This window comes from Falsihalocynthiibacter arcticus (assembly GCF_000812665.2).
GTDB classification, from domain to species: Bacteria; Pseudomonadota; Alphaproteobacteria; order Rhodobacterales; family Rhodobacteraceae; genus Falsihalocynthiibacter; species Falsihalocynthiibacter arcticus.
The window spans coordinates 1,046,563-1,071,874 of record NZ_CP014327.1; the positions used below are offsets into that span (position 1 = coordinate 1,046,563).

Sequence of the window (25,312 nt, forward strand, 5' to 3'; positions counted from 1 at the left end):
CAGAGGGAAATCCCCTGATAGCGATAGGGTATGATACAATCAAAAGCCTCCATCGCGCGCTATACCCAAGCAGGTTTGAACCTTATTCAACAGGCACTTTCGATTTATGATGCCGATTTGAAACTGGTCGTCTGTAACGCGCGCTTTCAGGAAATGTTTAGCCTTCCCGAATGGCTCGTGACCCCCGGAGCGACATTTATCGACACCATTCGATATCTCACCGAGCGCTTGGAATACGGCGAAGTCGATGACGTTGAGAGCTTTGTGCAAGAACGCGTAGACGTGGCGCTCGCCTTTGAGCCCCATTACATCGAACGGGTACGGTCCAACGGTCAAGTTGTCTCCATTGAAGGGGCGCCCCTGCCGCAGGGGGGCTGGGTCACGGTCTATACCGACATCACGCCGATCAAACGCCAAGAAGCCCTTTTACGCGCACGGTCCGAAACCCTCTCGGATCAGGTCTTGAGCCACTCCGAGCAACTCGGAACAACCAACCGCGAATTGGCAGCGACGATCGGTGCGCTTGAGCAAGCAAAACGCGAACTCACCGAAATTGAGGCCCGAACGCGCCTCACGACCGAGATGATGCCAGCGCATATTGCGCATTTGGATCCGGACGGGCTGTACACCTATTCTAATCGGCGCCTGTCGTCGGTGATGCCGGGGCGTCCAAACAATATCCTCGGGTTGCATATGCGCGTGGCCCTCGGCGAGGCCGCCTATGCGAAAACGGGGCCGTATTTAGAGCGCGCGCTTGCAGGCGAAGCCTCTGTGTTTGAATTCACTGATGAAGTCTCTACCCGACGCATTAGGGTCGCATTTACGCCGGATATACGGGAAAATGAGATCACGGGCGTGTACATTCTCTCGATGGATATCACGCAAGAAACCCAAGCCCGCGCAGCGCTTTCCCAAACCCATAAAAAGGAACTCGCCGCTCAAATGACGTCTGGTTTGGCGCATGACTTCGCCAACTTACTGACGATTATTTTGGGTATGCAGGCCCAATTGGCCCGCATGGGTTTACCCGACGACGCCAAAGAGCTGATCACCGCCACTCAAGGAGCGGCCCGACGCGGCGGTGTTTTGCTTGATAACATCGGTAAAATGTCAGGACCGCGCCCAATGCACCCTGCCCCCTGCGATGTTCCCAATCTCTTGCGCGAGATCGTAGTCTTGGCGACTCCGAGCCTCGGTCAAGACGTGCACCTAACCACGTCCCAAGCGGGCCTGTTAGAACCTCTTATGTTAGACGCAGGCTCCCTTCAGGACTCACTGCTCAACTTGGTGCTCAACGCTCGCGATGCAATTGGGGCCAACTCAGGACGCATTGAAATAACCGCGCGAGCCGAACAGGATACGTGGCTCGAGATTCAAGTCGCGGATTCGGGGAGTGGATTTTCAAAAGAGGCTCTAATCAACGGTTTAAGCCCCTTTTTCACCACAAAAGGCGGCGAAGGATCGGGGCTTGGCCTCTCTATGGTTTATGATCTCACCAAGCTAGCGGGTGGGCAAGTGGCCCTGGAAAACACCGATGGAGGCGCGCGCGTCACCATTAAACTTCCGCTCAGGGCCGCACCAAAAACCGTCAGTCCAACCATGGTTCTTCTGGTCGAAGACTCGCCCGAAATTCGCCTCTCTGTACGCGATATGTTGATTTCGGAAGGCCACGTTGTTATCGAAGCCGAAACGGTGCAGGAAGCGTTACAACTCGCTCAACTGTCTGGCGTCGGGATGGTGATTTCCGATATTTCTCTTCGCGGTGAAGGGACGGGCCTCGAACTAATGGATAAATTGGGCGCGTTGGGTCTAACCGTTCCAAAGTATCTCATGACCTCACGCCCCCCAAACGACCCGCTACACAACATTGCGATTACACGCTATCCTGTCCTTCAGAAGCCTTTCGATAGAAAGCAATTAACGGCTTTCCTTGCCGCAAAGGACCCCACATGACCAAGCCTCTCGTGACAATTCTCGACGACGAGCCAGAAATCCGCCGCATGCTCGCCGAAGCCCTCCAAGAGGCTGGATACCGCACAGCGAGTTTCGCCAGAGCAACAGAATTTGAAGCCTCTCTAAAAACCTCGTCGCCCGATGTATGCCTCGTTGATTTGGGACTTCCCGACAAGGACGGCCTCGCTTTGGTGCACCGTCTTGCTCTGGAAAGTGGTGCGTCAATCATCATCATTTCTGGCCGCGCGCAGGTTCAGGATCGCATCACGGGTCTCGAACTTGGCGCGGATGATTACATCATCAAACCCTTTGATCCTTCCGAGGTGGTCGCCCGTGTGCGTGCCCGTATGCGGAGCACAAAACCCGTCGGACGTGTTTCCGAGACGGCACATTTCTCGGGGTGGATAGCGCAATTTGACAGTTACGTTTTGCGCGATAAAGACGGTGTAGAAACGCCGTTTTCACATGCAGAAGGCGAAGTCCTGCGCATGTTTCTTAACAGCCCCAAACGCCTTATCTCCCGCGCACAGATGCAGGAAAACCTTGGTGGCGCGGCAGGCGAAAGCTTTGATCGCGCGATGGATGTCCGCATCTCGCGGCTACGTACAAAGCTGCGCGAAGACCCCAAAAACCCTCAGCTTATCAAAACGATTTATGGTGCCGGATACATTTTCCTTGGCGATGTCACTTGGGACTAACTCGCGACCTCAAATAGGGCTCTATTCTTGCGAAAAAACGCAACCAGAAGCTCTTTAAAGGCAACTACTTTTGCGTTGGCCCACAAATCTTTATGCGCCACGACCCAGATGTCGAGGAAGGGTTGCGGTGGAAGATATGGCACCAAAATGAGGTTTTGCTCGCGCCCCAAAAAGAGAGGCAACCGCGCGACACCCAAGCCCGCTTTCGTCGCCTCCAACAAGGCAGCCATATCGTCAAAAACGAGCCTAATACGGCCGTTTGGATAGGAATCCAATGGTGAGGCCATAGCGTGGGAGAAGGCGAGCCAGTTAACTCGTTTTGCTGGATCCGCCTCAATCCGTTCATACACTTCACGCGTACAGAAAGATGCCGTCTGCTGCCCCGTCAATCGCCGCCCCATCAGAGTATCACCGGGGGAATCGCTAATCCTAATTGCAAGGTCCGCCTCGCGACGATTGAGGTTCAACACCTCATTGCTTGCGCGAATGGAAAGGTTCACATTCGGGTGCAGATTTAGGAACTGATCCAAGACCGTCGCGAGGTGACGACCGAACAGAAGTTGTGGTGCCGTAACTTTGAGGCTTCCCGACAGTTGCGCCTCTCGTCCCGCGACCTTGAGACGAAATTCCGTTTCAGAGCTTTCCATCCGTTCGGCAAATTCTGCTGCTTCCCGCCCCGCATCGGTTGGAACATACCCTTGCGGGAGGCGATCAAAAAGTCGCGTGCCATATTGCTCTTCAGCATGGGCAATTCGCCTCGATACCGTCGTATAATTCACACCCAACGCCTGTGCTGCGGAGGACAAAGATCCGTGGCGCACCATAAATAAAATAGTGCGCAGATCATCCCAGTCGTTTCTCATTCTGGTTCCTCATTGGGCACTTTTTTGCGCGCGATTACTGCAAGCGCGCTGGCCTCACTCAAAATAGGATTTTACACCCCAGTTGAAATGTACATAGGTACCAATTCCAAATTTCCAAGACGCCTTTTATCCCCCAAGCCAAATGACATGCGATTAATGACTAGCGAAACGGGATTGAGCCGCTTTTAGAGCGCCTCCGACATCACGACTTTTTCGGCTCGCACTGCAGAAAACTTGAATTCAGGAATTTTTCCGTAAGGATCTATCGCTGAATTTGTCAGGATATTTGCGGCAGCCTCAACGAATGCAAACGGTAAAAACACCATATCCTCGGCAACCGCACGATCCGCCCGCGCCATCAGTGCAACGGTTCCGCGACGAGTGGTCAATCGAATGAAATCACCCGCAGTAATACCCAACGCACGCAGCGTTTTGGGGTGCAGGGAACAGTTCGCCTCTGGCTCCACCGCATCCAAAACCTTGCTTCGGCGGGTCATTGATCCAGTATGCCAATGCTCCAACTGTCGACCCGTTATCAAAATCATCGGATACTCAGCATCTGGTGCCTCGTCAGGGGCAATCACATCCGCAGGCGTAAATTTGGCGCGGTTATTGTCGCGCGGGAAACCATCGCCAAACACAATGGCCTGACCGGGATCTTCAGGCGAGAGGCTGGGGTAAGTTACAGCGTTTTGTGTCTCTAACCTTGCCCAAGTGATATTCAAAAGGCTTTTCATATTGAGGGCCATTTCCGCGAAAACTTGACTCGGATGCGTGTAGGTCCAATTCAATCCCAATCGTTTTGCCAGCTCAACTTCGATCCACCAATCTTCGCGCGCATCGCCAGGAGGAGCAACGGCAGGGCGTCCCATTTGGACTTGTCGATTGGTGTTGGTCACGGTCCCGATTTTTTCGGCAAAGGCGCTCGCGGGAAGAATTACATCCGCATAATTGGCCGTTTCGGTGACGAAAATATCCTGAACGACCAAATGCTCAAGTTTCGCCAGCGCGTCTCTGGCGTGGGTCACGTCTGGATCGGACATCGCGGGGTTTTCACCCAGAATATACATTCCTCGTGTGTTGCCCGCGTGGATATCGTTGATGATTTCGGTCACGGTCAGGCCCTTTTCAGCGCTAAAATCGCCACTCTGCCAAACCGAGGTAAAAGCGGAGCGAACCCCGTCATCCGTCACACTTTGATAGTCGGGGAGGAACATTGGTACTAGCCCAGCATCCGAAGCACCTTGCACGTTATTTTGGCCGCGTAAGGGGTGAAGCCCAGCGCCAGGTTTGCCCACATTTCCCGTCATGAGAGCCAATGAAATCAGGCAGCGCGAGTTGTCCGTGCCGTGAATATGCTGGCTAACCCCCATCCCCCAGAAGATCATACCCGCTTTCCCTGCGGCGAATGTTCGTGCCACATCGCGGAGCGTTTGGGCGTCGATGCCACAGATATCCGCCATTTTCTCTGGTGAAAAATCGGCCAGATGCGCTTTTTCCGCCTCCCAATTCTCGGTCATGCTGCTGATATAGGCGGCGTCGTACAGGCCTTCCTCAACGATCACGTGCATAATCGCGTTGAGCAGAGAAACATCCGCACCGGGACGGAACTGGAGCATATGGGTTGCAAAACGGCTTAGGGATTGGCCGCGCGGGTCCATCACAATCAGTTTGCCACCGCGCTTGGTGAACTGCTTGAAATAGGTTGCCGCAACGGGATGGTTTTCGGCGGGATTGCAGCCAATCACAATTGCCACATCGGCATTTTCGATTTCGTTAAAGGTGGCCGTGACCGCGCCAGAACCGACATTTTCGATGAGAGCCGCCACCGAGGATGCGTGGCAAAGACGGGTGCAGTGATCGACGTTATTATGGCCAAATCCTTGGCGGATCATTTTTTGGAACAAGTAGGCTTCTTCGTTGGTGCATTTCGCGCTGCCAAATCCGGCGACTGACGCACCGCCATGGGTATCGCGCAGATGCGCCAACCCGCTTGCCGCCACGTCCAATGCTTCGTCCCATGTTGCTTCGCGAAAATGCGTGAGGGGATTGGCAGGGTCGACGTTGAGGCCCTTTTCTGGGGCGTCATCGCGACGGATCAGTGGCTTTGTGACGCGGTGCGCATGATGGATATAGTCAAAACCAAACCGCCCTTTCACACAGAGCCGCCCCTCATTTGCTGGCCCGTCCAGCCCTTCGACAAATTTTACGCGCCCATCTTTGACTTTCAAGGAAATCTGACACCCTACGCCGCAAAAGGGACAGACGCTGGCAACTTCACTGTCGTAATCCTCGGAATCACCCGTCTGTGCGCCATCCAAAACCGCTGCGGGCATAAGCGCCCCAGTTGGGCAAGCTTGCACACATTCACCGCAGGCCACGCAGGTGCTATCGCCCATGGGGTCGGCCAAATCAAACGTCGGATAGGCGTCGTGACCGCGCCCCGACATGCCGATCACATCATTAACCTGAACATCTCGACAGGCGCGCACGCAAAGGCCACATTGTATGCAGGCATCAAGGTTCACGCTCATCGCGACATGGGAATTATCCAGCAAAGGGATGCGCGGTTTTTCCAACTTGGGAAAACGGCTCGCGGACACACCTTGCAACGCAGCTTGTTTCCAAAACTCGGAAGATTTGTCGTGGGCAACCTCCTGTTTAGGTTGGTCAGCGACCAGAATCTCAATCACCATCTTTCGGGCGCTTTGGGCCCTAATAGACTCTGATTTTACATCCATGCCTTCGGTCGGGCGTCGCACGCAGCTTGCCGCCAAAACACGTTCGCCCGCGATTTCGACCATACAGGCCCGACAGTTTCCATCGGGATCATAGCCTTTGGCGGGCTTGTGACACAGATGCGGAATGTCCACGCCTTCACGCTTTGCAACGGTCCAAATGCTCTCGCCTTCATGTGCAACAACGTTGCGCCCATCGAGTTTAAAACTAACTGAATCCGACATGCCATTCTCCCTATTACGGCCAGCTTACTCCAAAACCGATGGCCCCTGCCCACACTTTCTGCGACACATCCCCACCTTTTTCCGCCATTTCGTAGCCGATATGCGCCTCTGTGTACCCAACACGAAACTTTCACCCAATCACTACGATTGCCCATTGCGCATTCTTGTCCTACTCCTGTGTCAAACAGGGAGGTGACGATGACACATTTATGGGTGCGCGCGGAGCAGCGCGAGAATGAAGATCGTGTTGGCTTGACGCCAGAAGGTGCGGCCGAACTTAAGAAAGCTGGCCTGCGTGTGACGGTGGAAAAAAGCTCCGTACGTGCAATTCCGCTTCAAGGGTACATTGACGCTGGATGCGAAATTGCCCCCGAGAATAGCTGGCCAACAGCGCCGTCCGATGCCATCATTTTCGGCCTCAAAGAGCTTCCTGATGACGGCACCCCCGTATCCCATAGACACATTATGTTCGGTCATGCCTACAAAGGCCAACCCTCTGGCCGTATCCTGTTGGACCGCTTTATCGCCGGTGGCGGAACGCTCTATGATCTTGAATACCTCGTGGACATGGACGGACGTCGTGTTGCGGCCTTTGGTTATTGGGCGGGGTTCGCGGGCGCAGCTGTTAGTCTCAAATGCTGGACAGCCCAACAGCGCGGAGAGGCCTGCGCTGCGGTACACTCATATGCTGGAAAAGACGCACTTTTGGCTGAGTTAGGCTCTGAACTGCGCGGGTTCACACCCCCTGTTGCCCTCGTGATTGGCGCTCTTGGGCGGGTTGGAACGGGGGCTGCGGACCTGTGCGAAGCGCTCGGAGTTTACGTCACAAAATGGGATATGGCCGAAACCGCGTCGGGTGGACCTTTCCCCGAAGTGCTTGACCATGAAATCTTCCTGAACTGCATCCTCGCACGCCCCGGCACACCAGTTTTCGTACGGGAAAGCGCCAAAACCGCGCCCCGCAAACTCTCGGTCATTGGCGACATTTCTTGTGATCCTGACAGCGGTTTTTCACCAATCAAAGTCTATGATCGGACAACCACATGGGAAGAACCGGCTCTGCGAGTCGCGACCAACCCTGTGCTCGATGTAACCGCCATCGACAACCTACCTTCCATGCTGCCGGTCGAAAGTTCGATGGACTATGCGTCCCAATTGCTGCCTTCCCTCTTGACCCTAACTGACCTGTCGACTGGTGTTTGGGCGCGGGCGGAAACTACTTTCATTACACACAAATAGGAGACGCCATTATGACAATTCATTGGTGTGGAACCGGCCTCTCATCCGTCCCCGGACTTCGTCGCATACTTGAAGCAGGCCATGACGTGACCGTTTGGAACCGCACATTTGAGGAGGCCGACCAAGCTGTCGGTGACTTAACTCAAAACATCAAGATTTTCGCTTTTGACGCGCTCCAAGCGGACCTCAAAGCGGGAGACATCGCCGTTTCCATGCTGCCAACCGACTTTCATTTGCCCGTCGCAAAGATTTGCCTCGCAGAGAACGCGCATTTCGTTTGCTCCTCCTATATCTCGCCCGAAATGGCGGCACTGGACAGTGAAGCGCGCGCGAAGGGCCTGTGTTTAGTCAGTGAAGTTGGCCTTGACCCGGGAATAGACCATTTGATGGCCCACCACCTAGTGGCCGACTATCGCGCATCGGATGCCTATGACGTGAACAACGTTATTTCATTCAAAAGCTTTTGTGGTGGCGTTCCCAAAATCTCAAATGCGTTTAGGTACAAATTTAGCTGGTCACCGATTGGCGTGCTCAAGGCCCTCATCGCGCCAAGTCGCTCAATCCGCAATTTCACACCTCTCAACATGACCCACTCATGGGATGCCATTCGAAACTATGTGGCCCCGCTTCCCACGCCTGAAACGTTTGAAGTTTACCCAAACCGCGACTCGCTGCCCTTCATGGAAGAGTACCATTTTGACGAACATTGGAAGGTCAAGGAATTCGAGCGCGGTACGCTGCGCCTCAATGGTTGGGCAGATGCTTGGGCCGACGTTTTCAACGAGATTGGCTCCGTGAGTGGACCAGAAGGCGACGAGCGCCTGCAAGAAATGTCCGACCAAATGTGGCGCGATCACGCCTATGAGAAGGACGAACCTGATCGCACAGTTATGTGCGTCGATTTCAAAGCGGAGCGCGACGGTATCCCCATTTACCACAAAACATATGTGCTGGATGCGTGGGGCGATGCGCGCGGTTCGGCGATGTCGCGCCTTGTATCCGTCACCATGACGCTGGCGATCGAATCCATTCTCAATCGCGAACTTCCTGTTGGTGTTTCCGCCGCGCCGAAGGATCTGAAACTGGTTGAGAACTGGATGACAGCAATCGAGCCACAAGCGCAATTCCTCGCGCTCAAATCCGCGCTATAACAAGATTTTCCTCGCTGATCACTCAGCAATCAGCGGGGCAACCACCTCTGGATCGGGTGCAATTTCCTCGAAATCGAAATTATCCAAACGCTGAGCGCGACGCCCAGCTTTGTCTGCCGAAACCTTGATTTCAGAGATGTCTTTTGCAGCTTGTCCAAAGTGGCGATCCAAGCTTTCGACACGCGTTCCCAAACGATCGACGTCTCCATGCAGAAGCGCCAGTTCCTTGCGGATTGCCCCTGCTTGCTCCCGCATTCTGGCGTCCTTTAGGACCGCGCGCATGGTGTGAAGCGTCGCCATACAGGTCGTCGGAGATACGATCCAAACCCGAGCCGTAAACCCTTCACGCACTATTTCAGGGAAGTTGGCGTGGAGTTCTGCATATACGGATTCAGACGGCAGGAACATAAGCGCCCCCTCCGCGGTTTCTCCTTCAACGATATATTTCTCGCTAATCGCCTTGATATGAGCGCGAACGGAGGTGCGCATCGCCCGCGCCGCGATCTCTCGCTCAGGTTTTGTTTCCGCATTGCGCAAGCCCTCATAGGCCTCAAGCGGGAATTTGCTATCGACAACAATCGGACCGGGAGGGTTGGGAAGATGGATCAGGCAATCCGCACGTTTGCCGTTCGATAGGGTCGCTTGGAAGGTATAGGCATCCGAAGGCAAGGCCTTGGTCACGATATCATTGAGCTGAATTTCGCCAAACGCGCCACGCGTCTGCTTATTAGACAAGATATCTTGTAGCCCCAAGACGTCGCCCGACAATTTTTCAATATTGGCCTGCGCCTTGTCGATTGTCGCCAATCGCTCCTGCAATTCCGTCAGGGATTTCGTGGTCCGAACCGAACTACCATGAACGGATGCGTTAAGCTTTTCCTGCATTTCAGCCATCGTATGCGCCGCTCGTACAGAACTATCATGCAGACGTTCCTGCATGTTTTGTTGCACAGCCGCCAAGCGTATTTCCATCGTTTGCAGAATTTGATTGTGTGACGACGCCTGTGTTTCGGCACTGGATTGCAACCCACCCGCAAGACGTTCCTGCCCGTTCCCTAAGTTTTCGACAGCATAGGAAAGTTGCCCCAATTGGTTCATCATCGGGCCGGTCAGTTTGGCTGCCTGCCCGCTCGCACGGACCATTTTTCCGAGCATCACAAGCACCAGCACGACAATACATATCCCCACAAACGACGCGATTACGCGTGGGTCGGAATAAGCATAGTCAATATCGTTGATGGTAATCATGTGCGTCCGAACAGTCGCTCAATGTCCGACAGCTTAAGCTCGACATATGTTGGGCGACCATGATTGCATTGGCCGGAATGTGGCGTGGCTTCCATTTCGCGCAACAGTGCGTTCATTTCATCAGCTTGCATACGGCGCCCCGAACGGATGGACCCGTGGCACGCCACCCGCGACAGGATCGCCTCAATTCGCGCCTGAACGGAATGGCTGTCCCCCAAATCGGAAAGCTCGTCCAGAATATCAAGAATCATCCCGCGCGCGTTCACTGTCCCTAAAATCGCAGGGGTTTCCCGCACCGCAATTGCGCCCGCGCCGAAGGGTTCGATCACCAGCCCAAACGTTTTAAGTTCTTCAGAAACTGAGAGGATTTCTTCTGCGTCCCCTTGGGAAAGTTCGATAATATCGGGGATTAAAAGGGCCTGTGTCGCGACACCATTCTGCGCCATTTGCTTTTTCAGCTTCTCGTAAACCAATCGCTCATGCGCTGCATGTTGATCAACAATAACCATACCATCTTGGGTTTGCGCCACGATATAATTTTCATGCACTTGTGCCCGAGCGGCTCCCAAAGGAAGCGCGTTATGGCTGGCAACCTCATGCGCGTCCTCAACAAGCGGCTCTACTCGGGCTGAAGGAGCCGAAAACCCGCCTTCCGCGAACCCAAAATTGCTGGAGGGAGGCGGTGCGGTATACGCCCCGTAGGATGCGCCGGGACTGGGACGGTCCATCTGGTAGATCCGTGGCGCTCCGGCGCTTGGTTCAGACGTTTCAGTGCGAAACGCTCCGAGTGTCGCGTTCGCAACCGTGGTACTCGCGCGATGCCCCGCTTGCGCCAAAGCATGACGGAGGGCCGAAACGATCAACCCACGCGCAACGCCCGGTTCGCGAAAACGGACCTCGGATTTTGCGGGGTGAACATTCACATCAACCCGTGTTGGCTCGACCTCAAGAAACAAGACCGCTGCCGGATGGCGGTCGCGCGAAAGGAAATCGAAATACGCGCCCCGCAACGCCCCAACGAGCATTTTATCCCGAACGGGGCGCCCATTCACAAACAGGAATTGCGCAACGGACGACCCGCGCGAATAGGTCGGAAGGGCCGCATAACCCGTCAGCGAAATACCTTCGCGTTCGGCATCAATCAGCAGCGCATTCTCAGCAAATTCCGCACCCAGAATTTTGCGCAAACGCGCATGGAGCGCATCAAAAAGGTCACCGTTTTCTGGATCCGCGCGAAAGGTAACCCGCTCGGCCCCGCCGCCCGATGCATCCCGCAAGATAAACCCAACGTGTGGTTCCGCCATCGCCAAACGCTTAACGACATCCGTGATCGCCCCCGCTTCTGCGCGGTCGGTCCGCATAAATTTCAGCCGCGCAGGAGTGGCATAAAACAAGTCACGCAATTCTACGACCGTTCCCGACGTAAGGGCCGCGGGTTTCACGGCGGATTGAACACCTCCTGCGGTCGAAATCGTCGCGGCCTCTTCACCTTTTGGGCGGCTCGTAATTTTCAGGCGCCCAACTGCACCGAGGGAAGGCAGCGCCTCTCCGCGAAAACCGAATGTATGGATGTTAAGAAGATCACTGCCGTCGATTTTACTCGTGGCGTGCCGCGCCATCGCGAGGGGCAAATCTTGTGCTGGAATCCCACATCCGTCGTCCACCACGCGGATAAAGGTCTTGCCTCCATCAGCATAGGTGATCTCAATTCGGGTGGCCCCCGCGTCGATTGAATTCTCAACCAGCTCTTTGACCGCAGATGCTGGCCGCTCCACCACTTCACCCGCCGCAATCCGATTGATTGCGGAGTCGTCAAGTTGACGGATTACGGGCATCGTGGCCGTACTATTTGGGCTCATATTGGGGTTTCCATCAGGCATACCACTAGGATTAGCATGCCTAAGGCCGATTCGACTATGCAGAAAACACGGGTTGGTTACTGACCAAGACCCACGCCTACAGGCTCGCCGACAACCACGAAATGCAAATCGTCTGGGCGCAGAATCCGCTTAGCGACACGCTTAATATCCTCCATCGTCACGGCATTTACCTTGTCGTTCCGCGTCGCGATGTAATCAATTGGCAAGTCTTCGGCCTGCATGCCAACCATGATTTCTGCGATGGTACCGTTGCCATCAAACCGCAGTGGATAAGCCCCTGTGAGGAAGGTTTTCGCGTTTTCAAGCTGTTGTTCCGTCACGCCGTTCTCGGCCATATCCGCCCAGACATCGCGAATAACGGCAATCGCTTCGCCGATCCGTTCATTGGCAGACGCCACTTGCCCCATGATGAGCGCACCTTGATCACGCGGCGCCAAAAACGACGATACGCCATAGGTCAATCCGCGCTTTTCACGGACCTCATCCATCAAAGTTGAACCCAATCCACTGCCACCCAACACTTGGTTCAGCACATAGGCCGGAAAGAAGTCCGGGTCATCGCGGGCGATCCCTTCGTGGGCAAAAAGCGCCACGGATTGCGGGGTATCAAAAGGCACGACAGTCTCGCCACCTTTGGGTAAGCCATAAACTGCTTGCTCAGGAAGATCAGGGCCAACTTCGGGCAAACTGCCAAGGAGTGTATCTATAACTTCGCCAAGTTTTTCAGGCGAAATATCTCCCACGGCACCGACATAGATACGGTCCAAAGTGAGGGTGTTCGCCTTGGCTTTAATCAGGTCATCGCGAGTTATTCCCGCAACCGTTTCGAGCGTTCCAACGCGAGGCGTCGCATAGGGATGATCGCCCCAAGCCATTCTATTGAGAGTCTCGGACGCAATATCGTTCGGGCTTTTCTCGTTGCTTCGAATGATGGATTCGACTTGGCCGCGCACACGTTCAATAGCATCCGGATTAAAGTCCGGCTCTAACAAGCTCGTGCGCAATAACTCAATCGCTTCGTCTTGATTTTCCGTTAGAAACCGCGCGGAAACGACGAGGGTATCGTCAAAAACCGTGTATCCAAACGAAGCGGAAAGTTCTTCTCGGGCGGTCGCAAACTCTTGGGCGTTCAAACCCGCAGCGCCTTCTTCAAGGAGGCCCGCCATAAGGTTGATCGCACCGCGTTTTCCGGGCTCATCAAGCCTTGCGCCACCTTTGAACCAAATCTCAATCGCGGTGAACGGGATTGAATGTTCCTCGACCAACCACGCGGTAATTCCCTTGGGCGAAACCACTTCTTGGATGGCGACTTCGGCGCGCAAAGGGGTTGCCAAAGTCAAAGCCACAAGAGCCGTTTTGAAAGCACGCATCATTGGCTTGCCTCCCCTTCATTTGTTAGAAAACCAGTCACCGCATTGCTTCTATCGAACACTTTTTCTGCGGCCTCAAGAATGTCCTGTTCCGTGATGGACTGGAGGACATCTGGCCACGCTTGCACGTCTTCAACCGTGAGGCCCGTTGTCAAAGCTTCGCCATAGCGGCGGGCCACGCTGGCGACATCGTCTTCGCCATAAATAAGGCCCGCGCGGAGTTGCAATTTGATCCGTTCAAGTTGCTCAGGATCGACACCTTCACGGATAAATTCAGCCACAGCATTATCCAGTAAATCTTCCGCTTCGTCCAAAGAGACGCCCGGAACAGGGACCATCACCAAACCGAATGTCGTTTCGTCAAGGGACATGCCCTCATAAAACGCAGAGACATAGATCGCGTTTTTCGTATCGAATTGTAGTTTTTTCCCAAGCACCGATGTTGCGCCCGTTCCGCCGAGAATTTCCGATAGCATAACAAGCGCAGCGGCGTCTTTTTGGGCGCCTGCATTACGTTCTGGTGCCAAATAGGTGCGCATAACATAGGGCTGTGCGACGCGCGGATCGGAATACGTTAAGCGACGTTCGCTGCGTTGGGGAGGCTCGATTGGACGCACCCGTTCGGGCAAATCAACGGTTGGTTCTAAGACGCCATAGTATTCTTGGGCGAGCGCGTGAACATTCTCTGGATCAACATCACCGGCAACAATCAGGATCGCGTTATTGGGGGCATAATACCGACGATAAAACGCGAGCGAATCCTCAAGCGTGAGCGATTCCATTTCATGCTTCCAGCCGATCACGGGGATACCATAGGGGTGGTTCATATATTGCGCTGCGCGACGTTCCTCTGAAAACAGGGACCCCGGATCATTTTCGGTACGTTGGTTGCGCTCTTCTAGGATCACGTCGCGCTCGGGCAACACATCGTCGTTGGAAAGCTGAAGGTTGCGCATACGATCCGCCTCCATCCGCATCACCAATTCAAGGCGGTCCGCCGCGATACGCTGGTAGTACCCCGTGTAATCCCAGCTTGTGAACGCATTATCGGTGCCGCCGTGGGCGCTGACCGTTTTGGAAAACTCTCCAGGGGCCAGAGTCTCGGTTCCTTGAAACAACAGATGCTCCAAGAAGTGCGCAATTCCCGATTTTCCGGCGGGCTCATCAGCAGCCCCTGCCTTGTACCAGACCATTTGCACCACGACGGGTGCGCGGTGGTCCTCAAGCACAAGAACTTCCATGCCGTTATCGAGCGTATATGTTGTGAGTTGTTCTGCCGTTGAAACTGTTGGGATGGAAAGAAGGACGAGGCCAGCTAGCGCACTAAAAACGCGAGTCATAAAGTTTCTCCGTTGGGGTCCCTAAATAGGGTAATCACTCTTTGCAAACCATCAAGCCTCCATACGAAGACGTGAGTAGTCGTCATCTATTCAATGTTTGGGTTGGGCGGAGCCGCCGGCGTCTTGCGCCCTGCCGCCCGCCAACGTTCCAACTCTCGGTACTGGTCCAGTGACATTGTGTTATAGGCTTTGAAATAGACGTTTATGTTGAACAAGCGTTCCAACAAGCGTCCGTCGTTTGCCTTGCGCCAATCCAAATCTTCTTTGTAAAGCGTTTGGCGAATATTTGCTTCGACGCCATATCTGAGCGCATAATTCATTAAGGCCGCTGACCCTGCCGAGCCTCCGCCAGGTTTCCCGCCCAATGCGATAATTGCATCACTAGAAGGATTCGAGTCGGTAATGTTGGTCCCACCGGGTGTGGGAACGGGCAAATCCCGATAGCTTGGAGGGGTCTGGAGCGGTTTTGTCGGGAGAACAGAAAACTCGTCCGGCCCATCATTCGAGGCCGCAAGGTTAAGCAATTTCGGATTATCATTGCTGCCACAACTCGCGACACCAAGCAGGGCAATAAGACTTGCCAAAGCTATACCAGCCCGCGTGAACATGCTCTTCTCCTTAAATCTGTGGCTATCTTTAGCGCAAAGGAATCCCCGCGTCACCCGCCCTTTTTCCCGCCCGTAAAAAGGATAAGCCCAATAGCGCCAGCAAAGATTGCAATATCCGCGACATTAAAGGAATAGGGATTTTCAAACCCACAGCAACTCATGTTCAAGAAATCGGCCACAGCGCCATATAAAACGCGGTCAATCACGTTGCCCAAAGCCCCGCCAATCAACAAACCAGCCGAGGCCATGCCAATGCGATTTGGCCGTTCGCGCCAGACCCAAACGAAAACCCAGGCGGAAATACCTAGCGCCAAAGCGATCAGGATGTATTTCGCGATATGCCCACCGCCGCCTAGGCCGAAATTCACCCCGTCGTTCCACGCCATGCGAAAATTAACGAACGGCGGGAGGACATCGATTTCATGGACCGATTTAAGGTCCAGCACTTGCACAACGCCCCATTTACTCACTTGATCCAAAAGGAGCGTGAAGAAGGTAAATAGAAACAAAATACGCATGTGCTGGACCCTCGATTTAGTGGCGGAAGTGACGCATGCCCGTGAAGACCATCGCCAGACCAGCTTCGTCGGCGGCGGCAATCACTTCATCGTCGCGCATCGACCCGCCAGGTTGAATAACGGCAGTTGCTCCGGCGGCGGCCGCGGTCAAAAGCCCGTCAGAGAAGGGGAAAAAGGCATCCGACGCCACAACCGACCCAATTGTAAGGGGTTGAGCAAGGCCCAGCGCTTCGGCCATATCTTCGGCTTTGCGGGCCGCGATGCGGCAGCTATCTACGCGGCTCATTTGGCCCGCGCCAACACCGACGGTTGCGCCATCTTTGCAATAGACGATGGCGTTTGATTTCACGTGTTTCGCAACTTTCCATGCAAAGAGCAGGTCCGCCATTTCAGCGTCGGTTGGCGCACGTTTTGTCACGACTTTAAGGTCGGCGAAGTCCACAAACCCAACGTCTTTGTCCTGAACCAACATGCCGCCAGCAACGGGCCGATACGTCAGGCCACCAACGCGCACGTCCGGCAAGCCGCCCGTTGTGAGCAAACGCAGGTTTTTCTTAGCGGCAAAAATTGCTTTCGCTTCGTCGTCGGCCTCAGGCGCAATCACAACCTCGGTGAAGATTTTGGCGATTTCCGTGGCCGTTGCGCCGTCAAGCGGCTGGTTCAGCGCGATAATACCGCCAAAGGCCGAGGTGCTGTCGCAAGCAAGGGCCGCTTTATACGCTTCAACCAAACTCGTCCCACGGGCAACACCACAAGGGTTAGCGTGTTTGATGATAGCCACTGCGGGGCCTTGCGCAGGGTCAAATTCTGCAACCAGTTCAAAAGCCGCATCCGTGTCATTGATATTATTATAGGAAAGTTCTTTGCCCTGATGCTGGGTTGCAGTGGCAACACCTGCGCGCTCTACGCCATTGGTGTAAAATGCGGCATGTTGGTGCGGGTTTTCACCATAGCGCAACCCCTGTGCCAATGTGCCAGCGAAGGCTCGACGACGGGGTGTTTTCTCGCCAATCGCTGCCGCCATCCAAGTCGACACAGCGGCATCATAGGCCCCCGTGCGCGCATAGGCCGTTTGAGCACAGGCTTTACGGAACGCATCACTTGTCGCCCCGTCGTTGGCATCCATATCGGCAATCAACGCATCGTAGTCTTGGACATCGACAATCGTAGTGACAAATCCGTGGTTTTTCGCCGCGGCGCGGATCATCGCGGGTCCGCCGATATCGATATTCTCGATACAAGTGTCGTAGTCCGCGCCTTTGGCAACGGTTTCTTCGAACGGATAGAGGTTCACAACCAAAAGGTCGATTGGTCCGATGCCGTGCTCTTCCATTGCGGCGACGTGATCTGGATTGTCGCGCAGGGCCAAAAGACCACCGTGTACGCGTGGGTGCAGGGTTTTAACCCGACCATCCATCATCTCAGGAAATTCAGTAATTTCGGCAACGTCCTTGACGGTCAGTCCCACAGTGCGCAACGCAGCGGCAGACCCGCCCGTCGACAAAAGTTCGACCCCGCGTTCGGCCAATGCACGGCCCAAATCAACAAGGCCAGTTTTATCGGAAACAGAAAGAAGCGCGCGGCGCACGGGTGTTTGATCGGTCATGTTTTGCATCCCCAGAGTGGCAAATTACAGCTTGAGTATCTCATCCGTAGCAAGGTCACGCAGACTATTTGGCGTGTCCTGTGCCTTGGCGAGATACCATGTGACACGCGTCGCATAGTCCATTGCGCGCCCAGATAGAACGATTTGTTTTGCCGCACGTGGTTTTAATCGCGTTTTTTCGAGGTAAACGCTTGGTTCGAGCGATAATTGGGCAGAACTGTTGTGCCGGAACACCCAAATCTCACCACTCTTGAGCGCAAGCGACACCGCTGTTCCGCCCATATCAAGCGCGGCCTCGACGTCTGGATGCAAATGGAATCGGCAGGAAAACCGTATCCCCTGCAATTTCACCTCATCCATCCGCGCGTCAAACAAGCGTTTATTGACATGCGATTCAGCCAGCAGGGATTCTTGCCCCGCGAGGCCGCGACCATCAAACCCAAGGTCCAAACGGCGCTGATGCAGGATACCATGCGTGGCCAAATACCCGTCGTGACTCGCTCCAAGCTTCATGCCCGATTGCCCCGTTGATTGCTGGCATTTCACGTCCTTTGGCCCATCCACTAAGCTCTGTTGATTACGCCCTGCGACCAGCGTTTGTTTGCCAAGGCGCGCCGAGGAAAACCCGTCCAAACTCAAGGTTGAGTGCGAAGGTGTGGCCCGCCCAGCGCGCCGCCAACTTTCGCCAAAACTAACTCCGCTACCGCAATTAACAATCAGTGGACGCCGCCCCGAAGTGAGCTCAAACGCAAGTGTCGAGGCATGCCCGTCCGAAGACGCCTTGCCCATCGGCGGCTCACTTGTATCAACGATCACACTGGTGCGGCCCGCGTGTAATCGCGCAAATCCCATCGACAGAGTTGTGAGGGATTTCGCCCGAACCCCAGACGCCGCAAGCGCATTGTCGAGCCGCCCTTCAAGACCGCGACCGCCGCCATGGAACCGTGCCAAACCCCCATCCGAGTGCCGCAATGCACGCAGGGTCGGAGCAATACGTTCAATAGCTTTGAGGTGCTCGCGTGCCGCCATTCGCCCCGCATCCGAGAGCGCAGATGCCGCCCAAGTCAGAAGCGTAAACACCTCCAGAAGTTCTTCGGGATTGCGGGTTGGGATACCACCCTGCAGGTCGATTTGATCCACGCATTCCTTGGCCAACGCATCCATGGCTGGCTTCACGTGCCGTTCCATTCCCGTCAGGGCCAAACCCGCATAAATCAAACCCGTAAGAGCCTCAAACCGTGGCAACCCGGCCTCTGCGGCTTGCCAGCGACGTGAGAGAAAGGCTGTTTGCTGCGCGAGGGCACTGAAATACGCTTCGGATGCGGCACTATTTTGCCCATTGAGGTAAAACAGGGCGTGATTAATCCAACGAATTACGCGACGCCCCGTCATATCGGGCGTCCATCCCGAGCCTTTGCCGCGACCGTATCGATTTATCCAATCGGTGGTCCATTCTTGTGCCCTTTTACGCGCCTCAAGATCGCCAACCGCCGCGAGATCATCGAGCCACGTAAAGCCGTGCAAATCTTGCTCAAAGCTTTTGTCGGGCATGGGCAAATCCCAAATCGGCGTTTTAGGTGCTTCAACAAGGAAACCCGCGAAGAGGAAATTGCCCGCTATAAGCTGGCGTCCCCGCGCAAAAGAGCCGATCGTGCGAGGCTCAGGTTGCGACACAAAGCCTGTCGCCGGACGTGACAACACACTTACGCGCGCCTGAATCCGGTTCGCGATGCGCGTTCTCCGCGCCGAAATCCCTTCGGTGTTTGCCACCCTGCCTGCCTCGCCTGTAATGACGTTTCTATTATTGTTGTCACAGCATACGGCGCGCAGGCTTAGGTGTCACCGATGATTTTAGGTAGATTCACCGTTCTGGCGTAGAACCGCTATATAAAAGCCATCCATACCCCCACGGTCGGCCCAGTAGTCTGGACGGATACGAAGGCCGCCTTCTTTGGAAATCCAAGCGGGATCAACACCTTGCACTTCTAATGCCGCACGATCAATCGACAAATTTGGATGCCGCTTTAAAGCGTCTTCAATTTGAATTTCACCCTCATCAAGCAGGATGCTACAGGTACAATAAATCAACCGCCCATCTGGCTTAAGCAGACTCAGCGCGTGATCGATCATATTCTCCTGAAGCTTAAAGAGTTCGGGGAATTCACCACCGTCTTTTGCGTAGGGAAGATCGGGGTGACGACGAATAGTCCCCGTCGCCGTACAGGGCGCATCCAAAAGGATCGCGTCATACAGCTCAGATTTGAATTCCATCGCATCCGCAACGACAATCTCGGCGTTCAATCCAGTACGGGTCAGGTTTTCAGATACACGCGCCATCCGTGCTTCGGAAATATCCAATGCTGTCACTTCAGCTCCAGCCGCCGCGAGTTGCATCGTCTTCCCACCGGGAGCCGCACAAAGATCCAGCACGCGTTCGCCAGCTTTAGGGGCAAGAATGGCCACGGGCAAAGCCGCCGACGCATCCTGGACCCACCAACCACCTTCGGTAAAACCAGCAAGTGAGGTCACCTGTCCAGCGTCCGTAATGCGCAAGCTACCAGTCTCTAACATGGTGCCTTCGGGCAAAATTGCGCCTTCCTTGAAGGACAAATCAAGCGGCGCGCCCTTGGAATGCGCAAGCTCCATCGCCTCAACGGTGGCCTTGCCGTAGTCCCCAATCAAGGGTTTACGAAGCCATTTAGGCAAACGCGGGACGGGAAGCTTTTCCCAATCGGACATCGGCATGTCACCCAAGCGCCGCACAATCGCGTTGACCATGCCTGCGCCATGCGTTGTTTCGCGTTCTTCACGCGCAATCGTCACCAAGGCGTTCCCGACCCCGTGGGAGGGCGCACCTTCGACAAAGATCTCGACCACAGCGAGGCGCAGAATGTTGTGCACTTCAGAGGCTGGACGGCTGCGCAGGAACGGCCCCAAAAGGCGGTCTGCGCGATCCATATGGCGCAATGTATTGGTCGCAAGGCGCTGGGCGCGGGCGCGATCAGCCGCCTCAAGCTTGGCCAAGGGACCCTTCGGCCCCATCAACTCAGACATGAGTCGTTGCTCCACCGTAACGGCGTTTAAGAGTTGGACGGCGGCGCGACGGGCAGGTAGGCCCTGCAGGGAAGCGGAATTGGGGGTTTGCTGTGACATGCGGGCTGAGTTATATCATGCCCAAGCCCAAAACAAGGACTACTGACATGAGTGAGCAAGCAGATCTGCCCGAAGCCGCAAAACGGGCCTTAGTTGAGGCCGAAGAGCGCCGCAAAAAGCAGAAACTCGACCTCGCCAAGGAGCTGGGTGGTCGTGATGGCCCCGAACCTGTGCGATTCGGGGATTGGGAACGCAATGGGATTGCAGTCGACTTCTAGGATTTAGAGGCCTAGCACATCCATCATGTCATAGGCACCAGGCTTCTGTTTCGCCGCCCAAAGCGCGGCTGTGATTGCGCCACGACTAAAGACTTTGCGATCGGTCGCGATATGGCGCAGCACGACGCGCTCGCCGGGGGCTGCAAACATCACATCATGCTCGCCAACAATGTCGCCACCGCGCACAACCGCAAAACCAATATCGCCCCGCTTGCGCGCGCCCGTGATGCCATCGCGACCCCGATCAGACACATCCGCAAGGTTAACGCCACGCCCTTCGGCCGCCGCTTCGCCCAGCATTAGAGCCGTTCCGGATGGGGCATCGACTTTGTGATGATGATGCGCCTCAACAACCTCAATATCAAAATCTTCGCCCAGCGCCGCCGCGACTTTCTTGGTCAGTTGCACTAAAAGATTGACCCCAAGACTCATGTTGCCCGCACGTACAATCGCCGTGCGTTCGGCCAATGCATTGAGGTCAGCAATATCCCGATCCGACAGACCAGTTGTGCCAATAACATGAGCGGTGCCACTGTCCGCCGCAGCCTTAGCAAAGCCAAGCGTTGCGCAAGGTGCGGTGAAATCAATCACAACGTCGGCGGCGGCAATAACTTGCGCGGTATCTTCCGACACAAGCACACCAAGCGCCTTTCCGCCCATCGCGGTGCCAACATCCTGCCCGACCCAATCATGGCCCGCCCGTTCAATAACACCCGAAAGTTCGGCGGAATCAGTCTCTAATACGGACTTAATCAACATCTGCCCCATGCGCCCAGAGGCTCCGGTAATGGCGATTTTCGTTTTCTGGCTCATGATGCACCCTCATTATCTGATCTTTCCCCCGTTTAACGCCATGCGCCGTCCAAAGCAAAGCCCTGTTGCCCTTGGGGTCAATCATGCTTAAGTGCTCTCCATGGCAAAGAACCAAAATCGCGCCGGTCGGGCCCCCTCACAACGTCAGCTCCGCGTAGGCGAGCTGATCCGTCGTACCCTTTCTGAAGTCTTGATGCGTGGTGATATCCACGATCCAGACCTCAATCGCATGTCCATTACCGTGAGCGAGGTTCGCGTCACGCCTGATTTGCGTCTCGCAACGGCCTATGTGCTGCCCCTCGGTGGGCAAGGCCAAGAAGAGGCGCTTTCGTCCCTTCGCCAAAACCGCCACGAATTGCGGATGGTTGTGACCAAAAAGATGGCGCTCAAACACTCGCCCGAAATTCGCTATGAAATCGACACCACGTTTGATCGGATGGACGAAACACGTCGCCTCTTGGATCAAGACAACGTGCAGCGCGATCTGGCCGTTCCCGATGATGCAGGCGATGAAGACGCTTAGAGCAGCCATAATCCTATGGCTCGCTGGCCTTGTCACACCGGCATTTGCCGCATGTGAGAAAACGAACTTTGAAGACATCAAGTATACGGCGTGTGAAGTCGCTCTCGGGCAGGACCTACGATTATTCCTTAAAAATGACCAAGGCGATATTCTTGGAACGTTCGGTGCCGCCAACGGCCAGCTACCCGAGGGGAAAAAGCTCGCTTTTGCCATGAATGCGGGCATGTTTCATCAGGATCGCAATCCCGTCGGGCTTTATATTGAAAACGAGCAACAACTTACATCCCTTGAACATGGTGGCGGATACGGCAATTTTGGCCTCTCCCCTAACGGCGTGTTTTGCATCAGTAAGTCCGAGTTGCAGGTTTACACGAGCGAAGACTATGAGGCCAAGCGACCTTCCTGCCAATTCGCGACCCAGTCGGGACCGATGCTGGTTATCGACAATGAATTGCATCCGCGCCTAATCCCCAACGGTTCTTCCAAACATTACCGCAACGGTGTCGGCACCAGTGCGGACGGCAAGCGCGCCGTGTTCGTGATTTCGGATCAGCGCGTCAATTTCCACGATTTCGCCCGCTTTTTCCGCGACGATCTCGGATTGCCAAACGCATTATTCTTCGACGGAAAAATATCGCGCCTCTATAGTCCCGCCAATTCCCGCAACGATTTAGGGTTCCCGATGGGACCAATGGTCGGGCTGGTCGTTGACCGTTAACCCAATCACACATTGACGCTGCCTCCAGACAACGGTAGGTCGCGCGACTTGAAACAAAGATAGGACAGTCTCATGGGGCGCAAGCGCAAGGGTCGTGATATTTCGGGTTGGGTTGTTGTGGATAAACCCGCAGGCATTAGTTCGAGTGCCGTCGTGAACAAATTGCGCTGGGCGATGGATGCCCAAAAGGCAGGCCACGCAGGGACGCTTGATCCCGAAGCCACTGGCGTTTTGGCGATCGCGCTCGGCGAAGCCACCAAGACCGTCCCCTACATCACGGATGCCCTCAAGGCCTATGCGTTTACGGTTCGGTTGGGACAAGCCACAAACACCGATGATGCCGAAGGCGAGATCATCAAAGAAAGCGATACCCGGCCTGACGACGCCGCAATCAAAGAGGCGCTGTTGCCCTTTGTTGGCGAAACCATGCAGGTTCCACCAAAGTTTTCCGCTGTGAAAATTGACGGCGAGCGGGCCTATAAATTGGCGCGTGATGATGCAGAATTCGAGATCGCAGCGCGTCCCTTGTGGGTAGAGGAACTTGTTCTCGTTGACCGCCCCGATGCCGACCATGTGACGCTTGAAATGACCTGTGGCAAAGGCGGATACGTCCGCGCCATTGCACGGGATTTGGGCGAGGCCCTCGGATGCTATGGCCACGTCCGCGACTTACGTCGCATCTGGTCGGGTCCGTTTGACGCAGAAGATGGCATTTCCGTCGCCACAATCGATGAACTGGCTAAATCTGGTAAGTTAGACACTTATATCCTACCATTAGAGACGGGTTTGACCGATCTGCCGGAGGTGAAATGCACCCCCGAAGGGGCGGCGCGTTTGCGCAATGGCAATCCCGGAATGGTTCTGGCTGCGACTGTGGAATATGGCGACGAATGCTGGGCGTCTTTTGAGGGCAAAGCTGTTGCCGTTGGGCGCTACAAAGCGGGTGAACTGCACCCAAGTCGCGTCTTTAACCTGCCACAATGACACTCACACGGACACATCAAAAAGGCGATGCGTCGTCCGTGGCTGTGTATTCCGATTGCGAGGCCTATCGCTATTCCCTAACGCGCGTATGGGACGAGGCCGCCCCGCGTGTTTTCTTTATCATGCTCAATCCTTCAACCGCCACCGAAGTGCAAAACGATCCAACGGTTGAACGCTGCGAACGACGCGCACGGGCGCTGGGGTATGGCGGGTTTCGCGTGGCCAACATTTTTGCGTGGCGCGATACGGATCCGCGCAAAATGCGGGCGGCAACCGATCCTGTTGGCCCCGAGAACGACCGCACAATTCTTGACGGATGCGCGTGGGCCGACACGATTGTCTGTGCGTGGGGCACGCATGGTGCTCACCTCAATCGAGGACCTGCCGTTGCGGAAATGCTCGAGAATCAGACCCTATTTCATTTAGCTTTGTCCAAAGCCGGACATCCCAAGCATCCCCTCTATATAGCCTACTCCGTGCAGCCAACTGTTTGGAATAGGCCGCAATAGCGCGCAAAATTTCAGACACGTACCATAAGTTAACCATGCTAGCCGTTGTGATCACTCCAAAGGCTCTTAACATAAATTTAGTATACCATCGTCTAGCCTCATCTGGGGGTTTGGTTCAATTTGAGCCGGTGTTAGAGGGTTAAATTATGTTTGGTCTTATCGGCCTATTTGGTGCGCTATTCATTGGTTTCGTAGCAGAGGGAGTAATGTCGAATAATATCGACGTGACGGACGAAGACGATTCGACCGACGATATCCCAGAATCATCAACCTCAATTGGAGGGGCCTCAAGTAATATCCTTGAGGACGACGCGGAGGGCAGTGGCAACAATACTGATGACCGGGACGATTTCCAGTTCGACGACAACGAAAACGGAACGCTTGCTGGATATGAGGGAACCGACCAGAACTCTGACGGCCAAGGAAACAGCAGCCTCTTAGGAGATGAGGGAGACAATATTCTAACTGGTGGCAATGGCGACGACTTGGTGGAAGGTAGAAATGGAGATGATGTCTTAATTGGCGGCTTAGGCAACGATGCACTTTTCGGAAACGAAGGCGACGACCAAATTAGCGGTGTAGTTCTAAATGAAGAAACCGGAGAAGATACGGACGTGCGCGACTATTTGAACGGTAACGCTGGTGATGACTTACTTGTTCTTGGGTACGACGACATTGGTACGGGTGGCGAGGGAAATGATACCTTTGCCCTTGGCGAATGGTTTCACGAAGGTACCGCCGCAACAATCACAGATTTCAACCCAGACGAGGACACGCTTGTGGTCCACTATTCTGCGGACGACGAAATTCCAGAGGTGAGCGTTGAAACCGAAGATGGAAACAGCCTGGTCCTTTTGGACGGGGTTGTGATCGCCCGATTACTAGGAAATACCTCCTTTGATATTTCACAAATCAGCTTGATCGGCACATAGCCGCTTTCATGCAAAACGTTTTCCC

General features: G+C 54.8%; 22 protein-coding genes. 10 read left to right on the forward strand and 12 right to left on the reverse strand.

The window, feature by feature from the left end; translation table 11 throughout:
• The first annotated feature begins 30 nt into the window (after positions 1-30).
• Positions 31-1,953, forward strand: a complete 1,923-nt coding sequence (locus RC74_RS05195; RefSeq protein ID WP_039001169.1) for a hybrid sensor histidine kinase/response regulator — start codon at positions 31-33, stop codon at positions 1,951-1,953.
• Entirely contained in the window at positions 1,950-2,651 is a 702-nt protein-coding gene (locus tag RC74_RS05200; protein ID WP_039001168.1) for a response regulator transcription factor, read from the forward strand. Before RC74_RS05195 ends, RC74_RS05200 begins: the two co-directional genes overlap by 4 nt.
• On the opposite strand, the gene RC74_RS05205 is transcribed toward RC74_RS05200, so the two are convergent.
• Entirely contained in the window at positions 2,648-3,514 is an 867-nt protein-coding gene (locus tag RC74_RS05205) for a LysR family transcriptional regulator (protein WP_039001167.1), read from the reverse strand. The genes RC74_RS05200 and RC74_RS05205 overlap by 4 nt on opposite strands.
• A gap of 185 nt (positions 3,515-3,699) precedes the next feature.
• Positions 3,700-6,477, reverse strand: coding sequence for a formate dehydrogenase subunit alpha (fdhF, locus tag RC74_RS05210; RefSeq protein ID WP_039001166.1), 2,778 nt, complete (start codon positions 6,475-6,477; stop codon positions 3,700-3,702).
• A gap of 198 nt (positions 6,478-6,675) precedes the next feature.
• Here fdhF and RC74_RS05215 point away from each other — a divergent pair, with 198 nt between their 5' ends.
• Together RC74_RS05215 and RC74_RS05220 are read left to right on the forward strand one after the other, a co-directional pair.
• Positions 6,676-7,716: a saccharopine dehydrogenase gene (locus tag RC74_RS05215; RefSeq protein ID WP_039001165.1), complete on the forward strand. Its 1,041-nt coding sequence runs from the start codon at positions 6,676-6,678 to the stop codon at positions 7,714-7,716.
• Positions 7,717-7,727: 11 nt separating this feature from the next.
• Entirely contained in the window at positions 7,728-8,867 is a 1,140-nt protein-coding gene (locus tag RC74_RS05220) for a saccharopine dehydrogenase family protein (protein WP_039001164.1), read from the forward strand.
• Positions 8,868-8,885: 18 nt separating this feature from the next.
• Here RC74_RS05220 and RC74_RS05225 read toward each other — a convergent pair whose 3' ends face one another.
• The 9 genes from RC74_RS05225 to RC74_RS05265 all read right to left on the reverse strand — a co-directional run bounded on the left by RC74_RS05225 (position 8,886) and on the right by RC74_RS05265 (position 20,590).
• Positions 8,886-10,115 (reverse strand): DNA recombination protein RmuC, encoded by a 1,230-nt coding sequence (locus tag RC74_RS05225; RefSeq protein WP_039001163.1) that lies wholly within the window; start codon positions 10,113-10,115, stop codon positions 8,886-8,888.
• Positions 10,112-11,995, reverse strand: coding sequence for a DNA mismatch repair endonuclease MutL (mutL, locus tag RC74_RS05230; RefSeq protein WP_039001162.1), 1,884 nt, complete (start codon positions 11,993-11,995; stop codon positions 10,112-10,114). Before mutL ends, RC74_RS05225 begins: the two co-directional genes overlap by 4 nt.
• Before the next feature lie 56 nt (positions 11,996-12,051).
• Complete coding sequence (locus RC74_RS05235; RefSeq protein WP_039001187.1) at positions 12,052-13,365, reverse strand: M16 family metallopeptidase; 1,314 nt, start codon at positions 13,363-13,365, stop codon at positions 12,052-12,054.
• Positions 13,365-14,705 carry a M16 family metallopeptidase gene (locus RC74_RS05240; protein ID WP_039001161.1) on the reverse strand — a complete coding sequence of 447 codons (1,341 nt, stop codon included), beginning with the start codon at positions 14,703-14,705 and terminating at the stop codon, positions 13,365-13,367. The genes RC74_RS05235 and RC74_RS05240 overlap by 1 nt, the downstream gene beginning before the upstream one ends.
• An 86-nt stretch (positions 14,706-14,791) precedes the next feature.
• A complete protein-coding gene (locus RC74_RS05245; protein ID WP_039001160.1) occupies positions 14,792-15,313 on the reverse strand; it encodes a DUF3035 domain-containing protein in 522 nt (173 codons plus the stop codon).
• 50 nt (positions 15,314-15,363) lie between these two features.
• Positions 15,364-15,831: a signal peptidase II gene (gene lspA / locus RC74_RS05250; protein WP_039001159.1), complete on the reverse strand. Its 468-nt coding sequence runs from the start codon at positions 15,829-15,831 to the stop codon at positions 15,364-15,366.
• Between the two features lie 16 nt (positions 15,832-15,847).
• A complete protein-coding gene (gene purH, locus RC74_RS05255; protein WP_039001186.1) occupies positions 15,848-17,437 on the reverse strand; it encodes a bifunctional phosphoribosylaminoimidazolecarboxamide formyltransferase/IMP cyclohydrolase in 1,590 nt (529 codons plus the stop codon).
• A gap of 24 nt (positions 17,438-17,461) precedes the next feature.
• Positions 17,462-19,207 (reverse strand): heparinase II/III family protein, encoded by a 1,746-nt coding sequence (locus RC74_RS05260; protein ID WP_039001158.1) that lies wholly within the window; start codon positions 19,205-19,207, stop codon positions 17,462-17,464.
• 81 nt (positions 19,208-19,288) lie between these two features.
• The gene (locus RC74_RS05265) at positions 19,289-20,590 is read right to left on the reverse strand and encodes an RsmB/NOP family class I SAM-dependent RNA methyltransferase (protein WP_052274697.1); all 1,302 of its coding nucleotides are present in this window, start codon (positions 20,588-20,590) and stop codon (positions 19,289-19,291) included.
• A gap of 47 nt (positions 20,591-20,637) precedes the next feature.
• Here RC74_RS05265 and RC74_RS05270 point away from each other — a divergent pair, with 47 nt between their 5' ends.
• Positions 20,638-20,808: a DUF1674 domain-containing protein gene (locus tag RC74_RS05270; protein WP_082802193.1), complete on the forward strand. Its 171-nt coding sequence runs from the start codon at positions 20,638-20,640 to the stop codon at positions 20,806-20,808.
• 3 nt (positions 20,809-20,811) lie between these two features.
• Here RC74_RS05270 and dapB read toward each other — a convergent pair whose 3' ends face one another.
• The gene (gene dapB, locus RC74_RS05275; RefSeq protein WP_039001156.1) at positions 20,812-21,621 is read right to left on the reverse strand and encodes a 4-hydroxy-tetrahydrodipicolinate reductase; all 810 of its coding nucleotides are present in this window, start codon (positions 21,619-21,621) and stop codon (positions 20,812-20,814) included.
• A gap of 100 nt (positions 21,622-21,721) precedes the next feature.
• Between dapB and rbfA the strand changes: the two genes are divergently transcribed.
• From rbfA to RC74_RS05300, 5 genes are all read left to right on the forward strand, one after another.
• On the forward strand, positions 21,722-22,144 hold the full coding sequence (rbfA, locus tag RC74_RS05280) for a 30S ribosome-binding factor RbfA (protein WP_039001155.1): 423 nt from the start codon (positions 21,722-21,724) through the stop codon (positions 22,142-22,144).
• Complete coding sequence (locus RC74_RS05285) at positions 22,131-22,862, forward strand: phosphodiester glycosidase family protein (RefSeq protein ID WP_082802405.1); 732 nt, start codon at positions 22,131-22,133, stop codon at positions 22,860-22,862. The genes rbfA and RC74_RS05285 overlap by 14 nt, the downstream gene beginning before the upstream one ends.
• Before the next feature lie 72 nt (positions 22,863-22,934).
• Positions 22,935-23,846: a tRNA pseudouridine(55) synthase TruB gene (truB, locus tag RC74_RS05290; RefSeq protein WP_039001153.1), complete on the forward strand. Its 912-nt coding sequence runs from the start codon at positions 22,935-22,937 to the stop codon at positions 23,844-23,846.
• A complete protein-coding gene (locus tag RC74_RS05295; protein ID WP_039001152.1) occupies positions 23,843-24,355 on the forward strand; it encodes a DUF1643 domain-containing protein in 513 nt (170 codons plus the stop codon). The genes truB and RC74_RS05295 overlap by 4 nt, the downstream gene beginning before the upstream one ends.
• Positions 24,356-24,501: 146 nt before the next feature.
• Positions 24,502-25,287 carry a calcium-binding protein gene (locus RC74_RS05300; protein ID WP_052274696.1) on the forward strand — a complete coding sequence of 262 codons (786 nt, stop codon included), beginning with the start codon at positions 24,502-24,504 and terminating at the stop codon, positions 25,285-25,287.
• Positions 25,288-25,312: the final 25 nt, after the last annotated feature.

What these genes read in the sequence shown, in the direction of transcription:
- RC74_RS05195 (WP_039001169.1), top strand. Translation starts at nt 31, where the DNA reads ATGATACAATCAAAAGCCTCCATCGCGCGCTATACCCAAGCAGGTTTG.
- RC74_RS05200 (WP_039001168.1), top strand. Translation starts at nt 1,950, where the DNA reads ATGACCAAGCCTCTCGTGACAATTCTCGACGACGAGCCAGAAATCCGC.
- RC74_RS05205 (WP_039001167.1), bottom strand. Translation starts at nt 3,514, where the DNA reads ATGAGAAACGACTGGGATGATCTGCGCACTATTTTATTTATGGTGCGC.
- fdhF (WP_039001166.1), bottom strand. Translation starts at nt 6,477, where the DNA reads ATGTCGGATTCAGTTAGTTTTAAACTCGATGGGCGCAACGTTGTTGCA.
- RC74_RS05215 (WP_039001165.1), top strand. Translation starts at nt 6,676, where the DNA reads ATGACACATTTATGGGTGCGCGCGGAGCAGCGCGAGAATGAAGATCGT.
- RC74_RS05220 (WP_039001164.1), top strand. Translation starts at nt 7,728, where the DNA reads ATGACAATTCATTGGTGTGGAACCGGCCTCTCATCCGTCCCCGGACTT.
- RC74_RS05225 (WP_039001163.1), bottom strand. Translation starts at nt 10,115, where the DNA reads ATGATTACCATCAACGATATTGACTATGCTTATTCCGACCCACGCGTA.
- mutL (WP_039001162.1), bottom strand. Translation starts at nt 11,995, where the DNA reads ATGCCTGATGGAAACCCCAATATGAGCCCAAATAGTACGGCCACGATG.
- RC74_RS05235 (WP_039001187.1), bottom strand. Translation starts at nt 13,365, where the DNA reads ATGCGTGCTTTCAAAACGGCTCTTGTGGCTTTGACTTTGGCAACCCCT.
- RC74_RS05240 (WP_039001161.1), bottom strand. Translation starts at nt 14,705, where the DNA reads ATGACTCGCGTTTTTAGTGCGCTAGCTGGCCTCGTCCTTCTTTCCATC.
- RC74_RS05245 (WP_039001160.1), bottom strand. Translation starts at nt 15,313, where the DNA reads ATGTTCACGCGGGCTGGTATAGCTTTGGCAAGTCTTATTGCCCTGCTT.
- lspA (WP_039001159.1), bottom strand. Translation starts at nt 15,831, where the DNA reads ATGCGTATTTTGTTTCTATTTACCTTCTTCACGCTCCTTTTGGATCAA.
- purH (WP_039001186.1), bottom strand. Translation starts at nt 17,437, where the DNA reads ATGACCGATCAAACACCCGTGCGCCGCGCGCTTCTTTCTGTTTCCGAT.
- RC74_RS05265 (WP_052274697.1), bottom strand. Translation starts at nt 20,590, where the DNA reads ATGTCACAGCAAACCCCCAATTCCGCTTCCCTGCAGGGCCTACCTGCC.
- RC74_RS05270 (WP_082802193.1), top strand. Translation starts at nt 20,638, where the DNA reads ATGAGTGAGCAAGCAGATCTGCCCGAAGCCGCAAAACGGGCCTTAGTT.
- dapB (WP_039001156.1), bottom strand. Translation starts at nt 21,621, where the DNA reads ATGAGCCAGAAAACGAAAATCGCCATTACCGGAGCCTCTGGGCGCATG.
- rbfA (WP_039001155.1), top strand. Translation starts at nt 21,722, where the DNA reads ATGGCAAAGAACCAAAATCGCGCCGGTCGGGCCCCCTCACAACGTCAG.
- RC74_RS05285 (WP_082802405.1), top strand. Translation starts at nt 22,131, where the DNA reads ATGAAGACGCTTAGAGCAGCCATAATCCTATGGCTCGCTGGCCTTGTC.
- truB (WP_039001153.1), top strand. Translation starts at nt 22,935, where the DNA reads ATGGGGCGCAAGCGCAAGGGTCGTGATATTTCGGGTTGGGTTGTTGTG.
- RC74_RS05295 (WP_039001152.1), top strand. Translation starts at nt 23,843, where the DNA reads ATGACACTCACACGGACACATCAAAAAGGCGATGCGTCGTCCGTGGCT.
- RC74_RS05300 (WP_052274696.1), top strand. Translation starts at nt 24,502, where the DNA reads ATGTTTGGTCTTATCGGCCTATTTGGTGCGCTATTCATTGGTTTCGTA.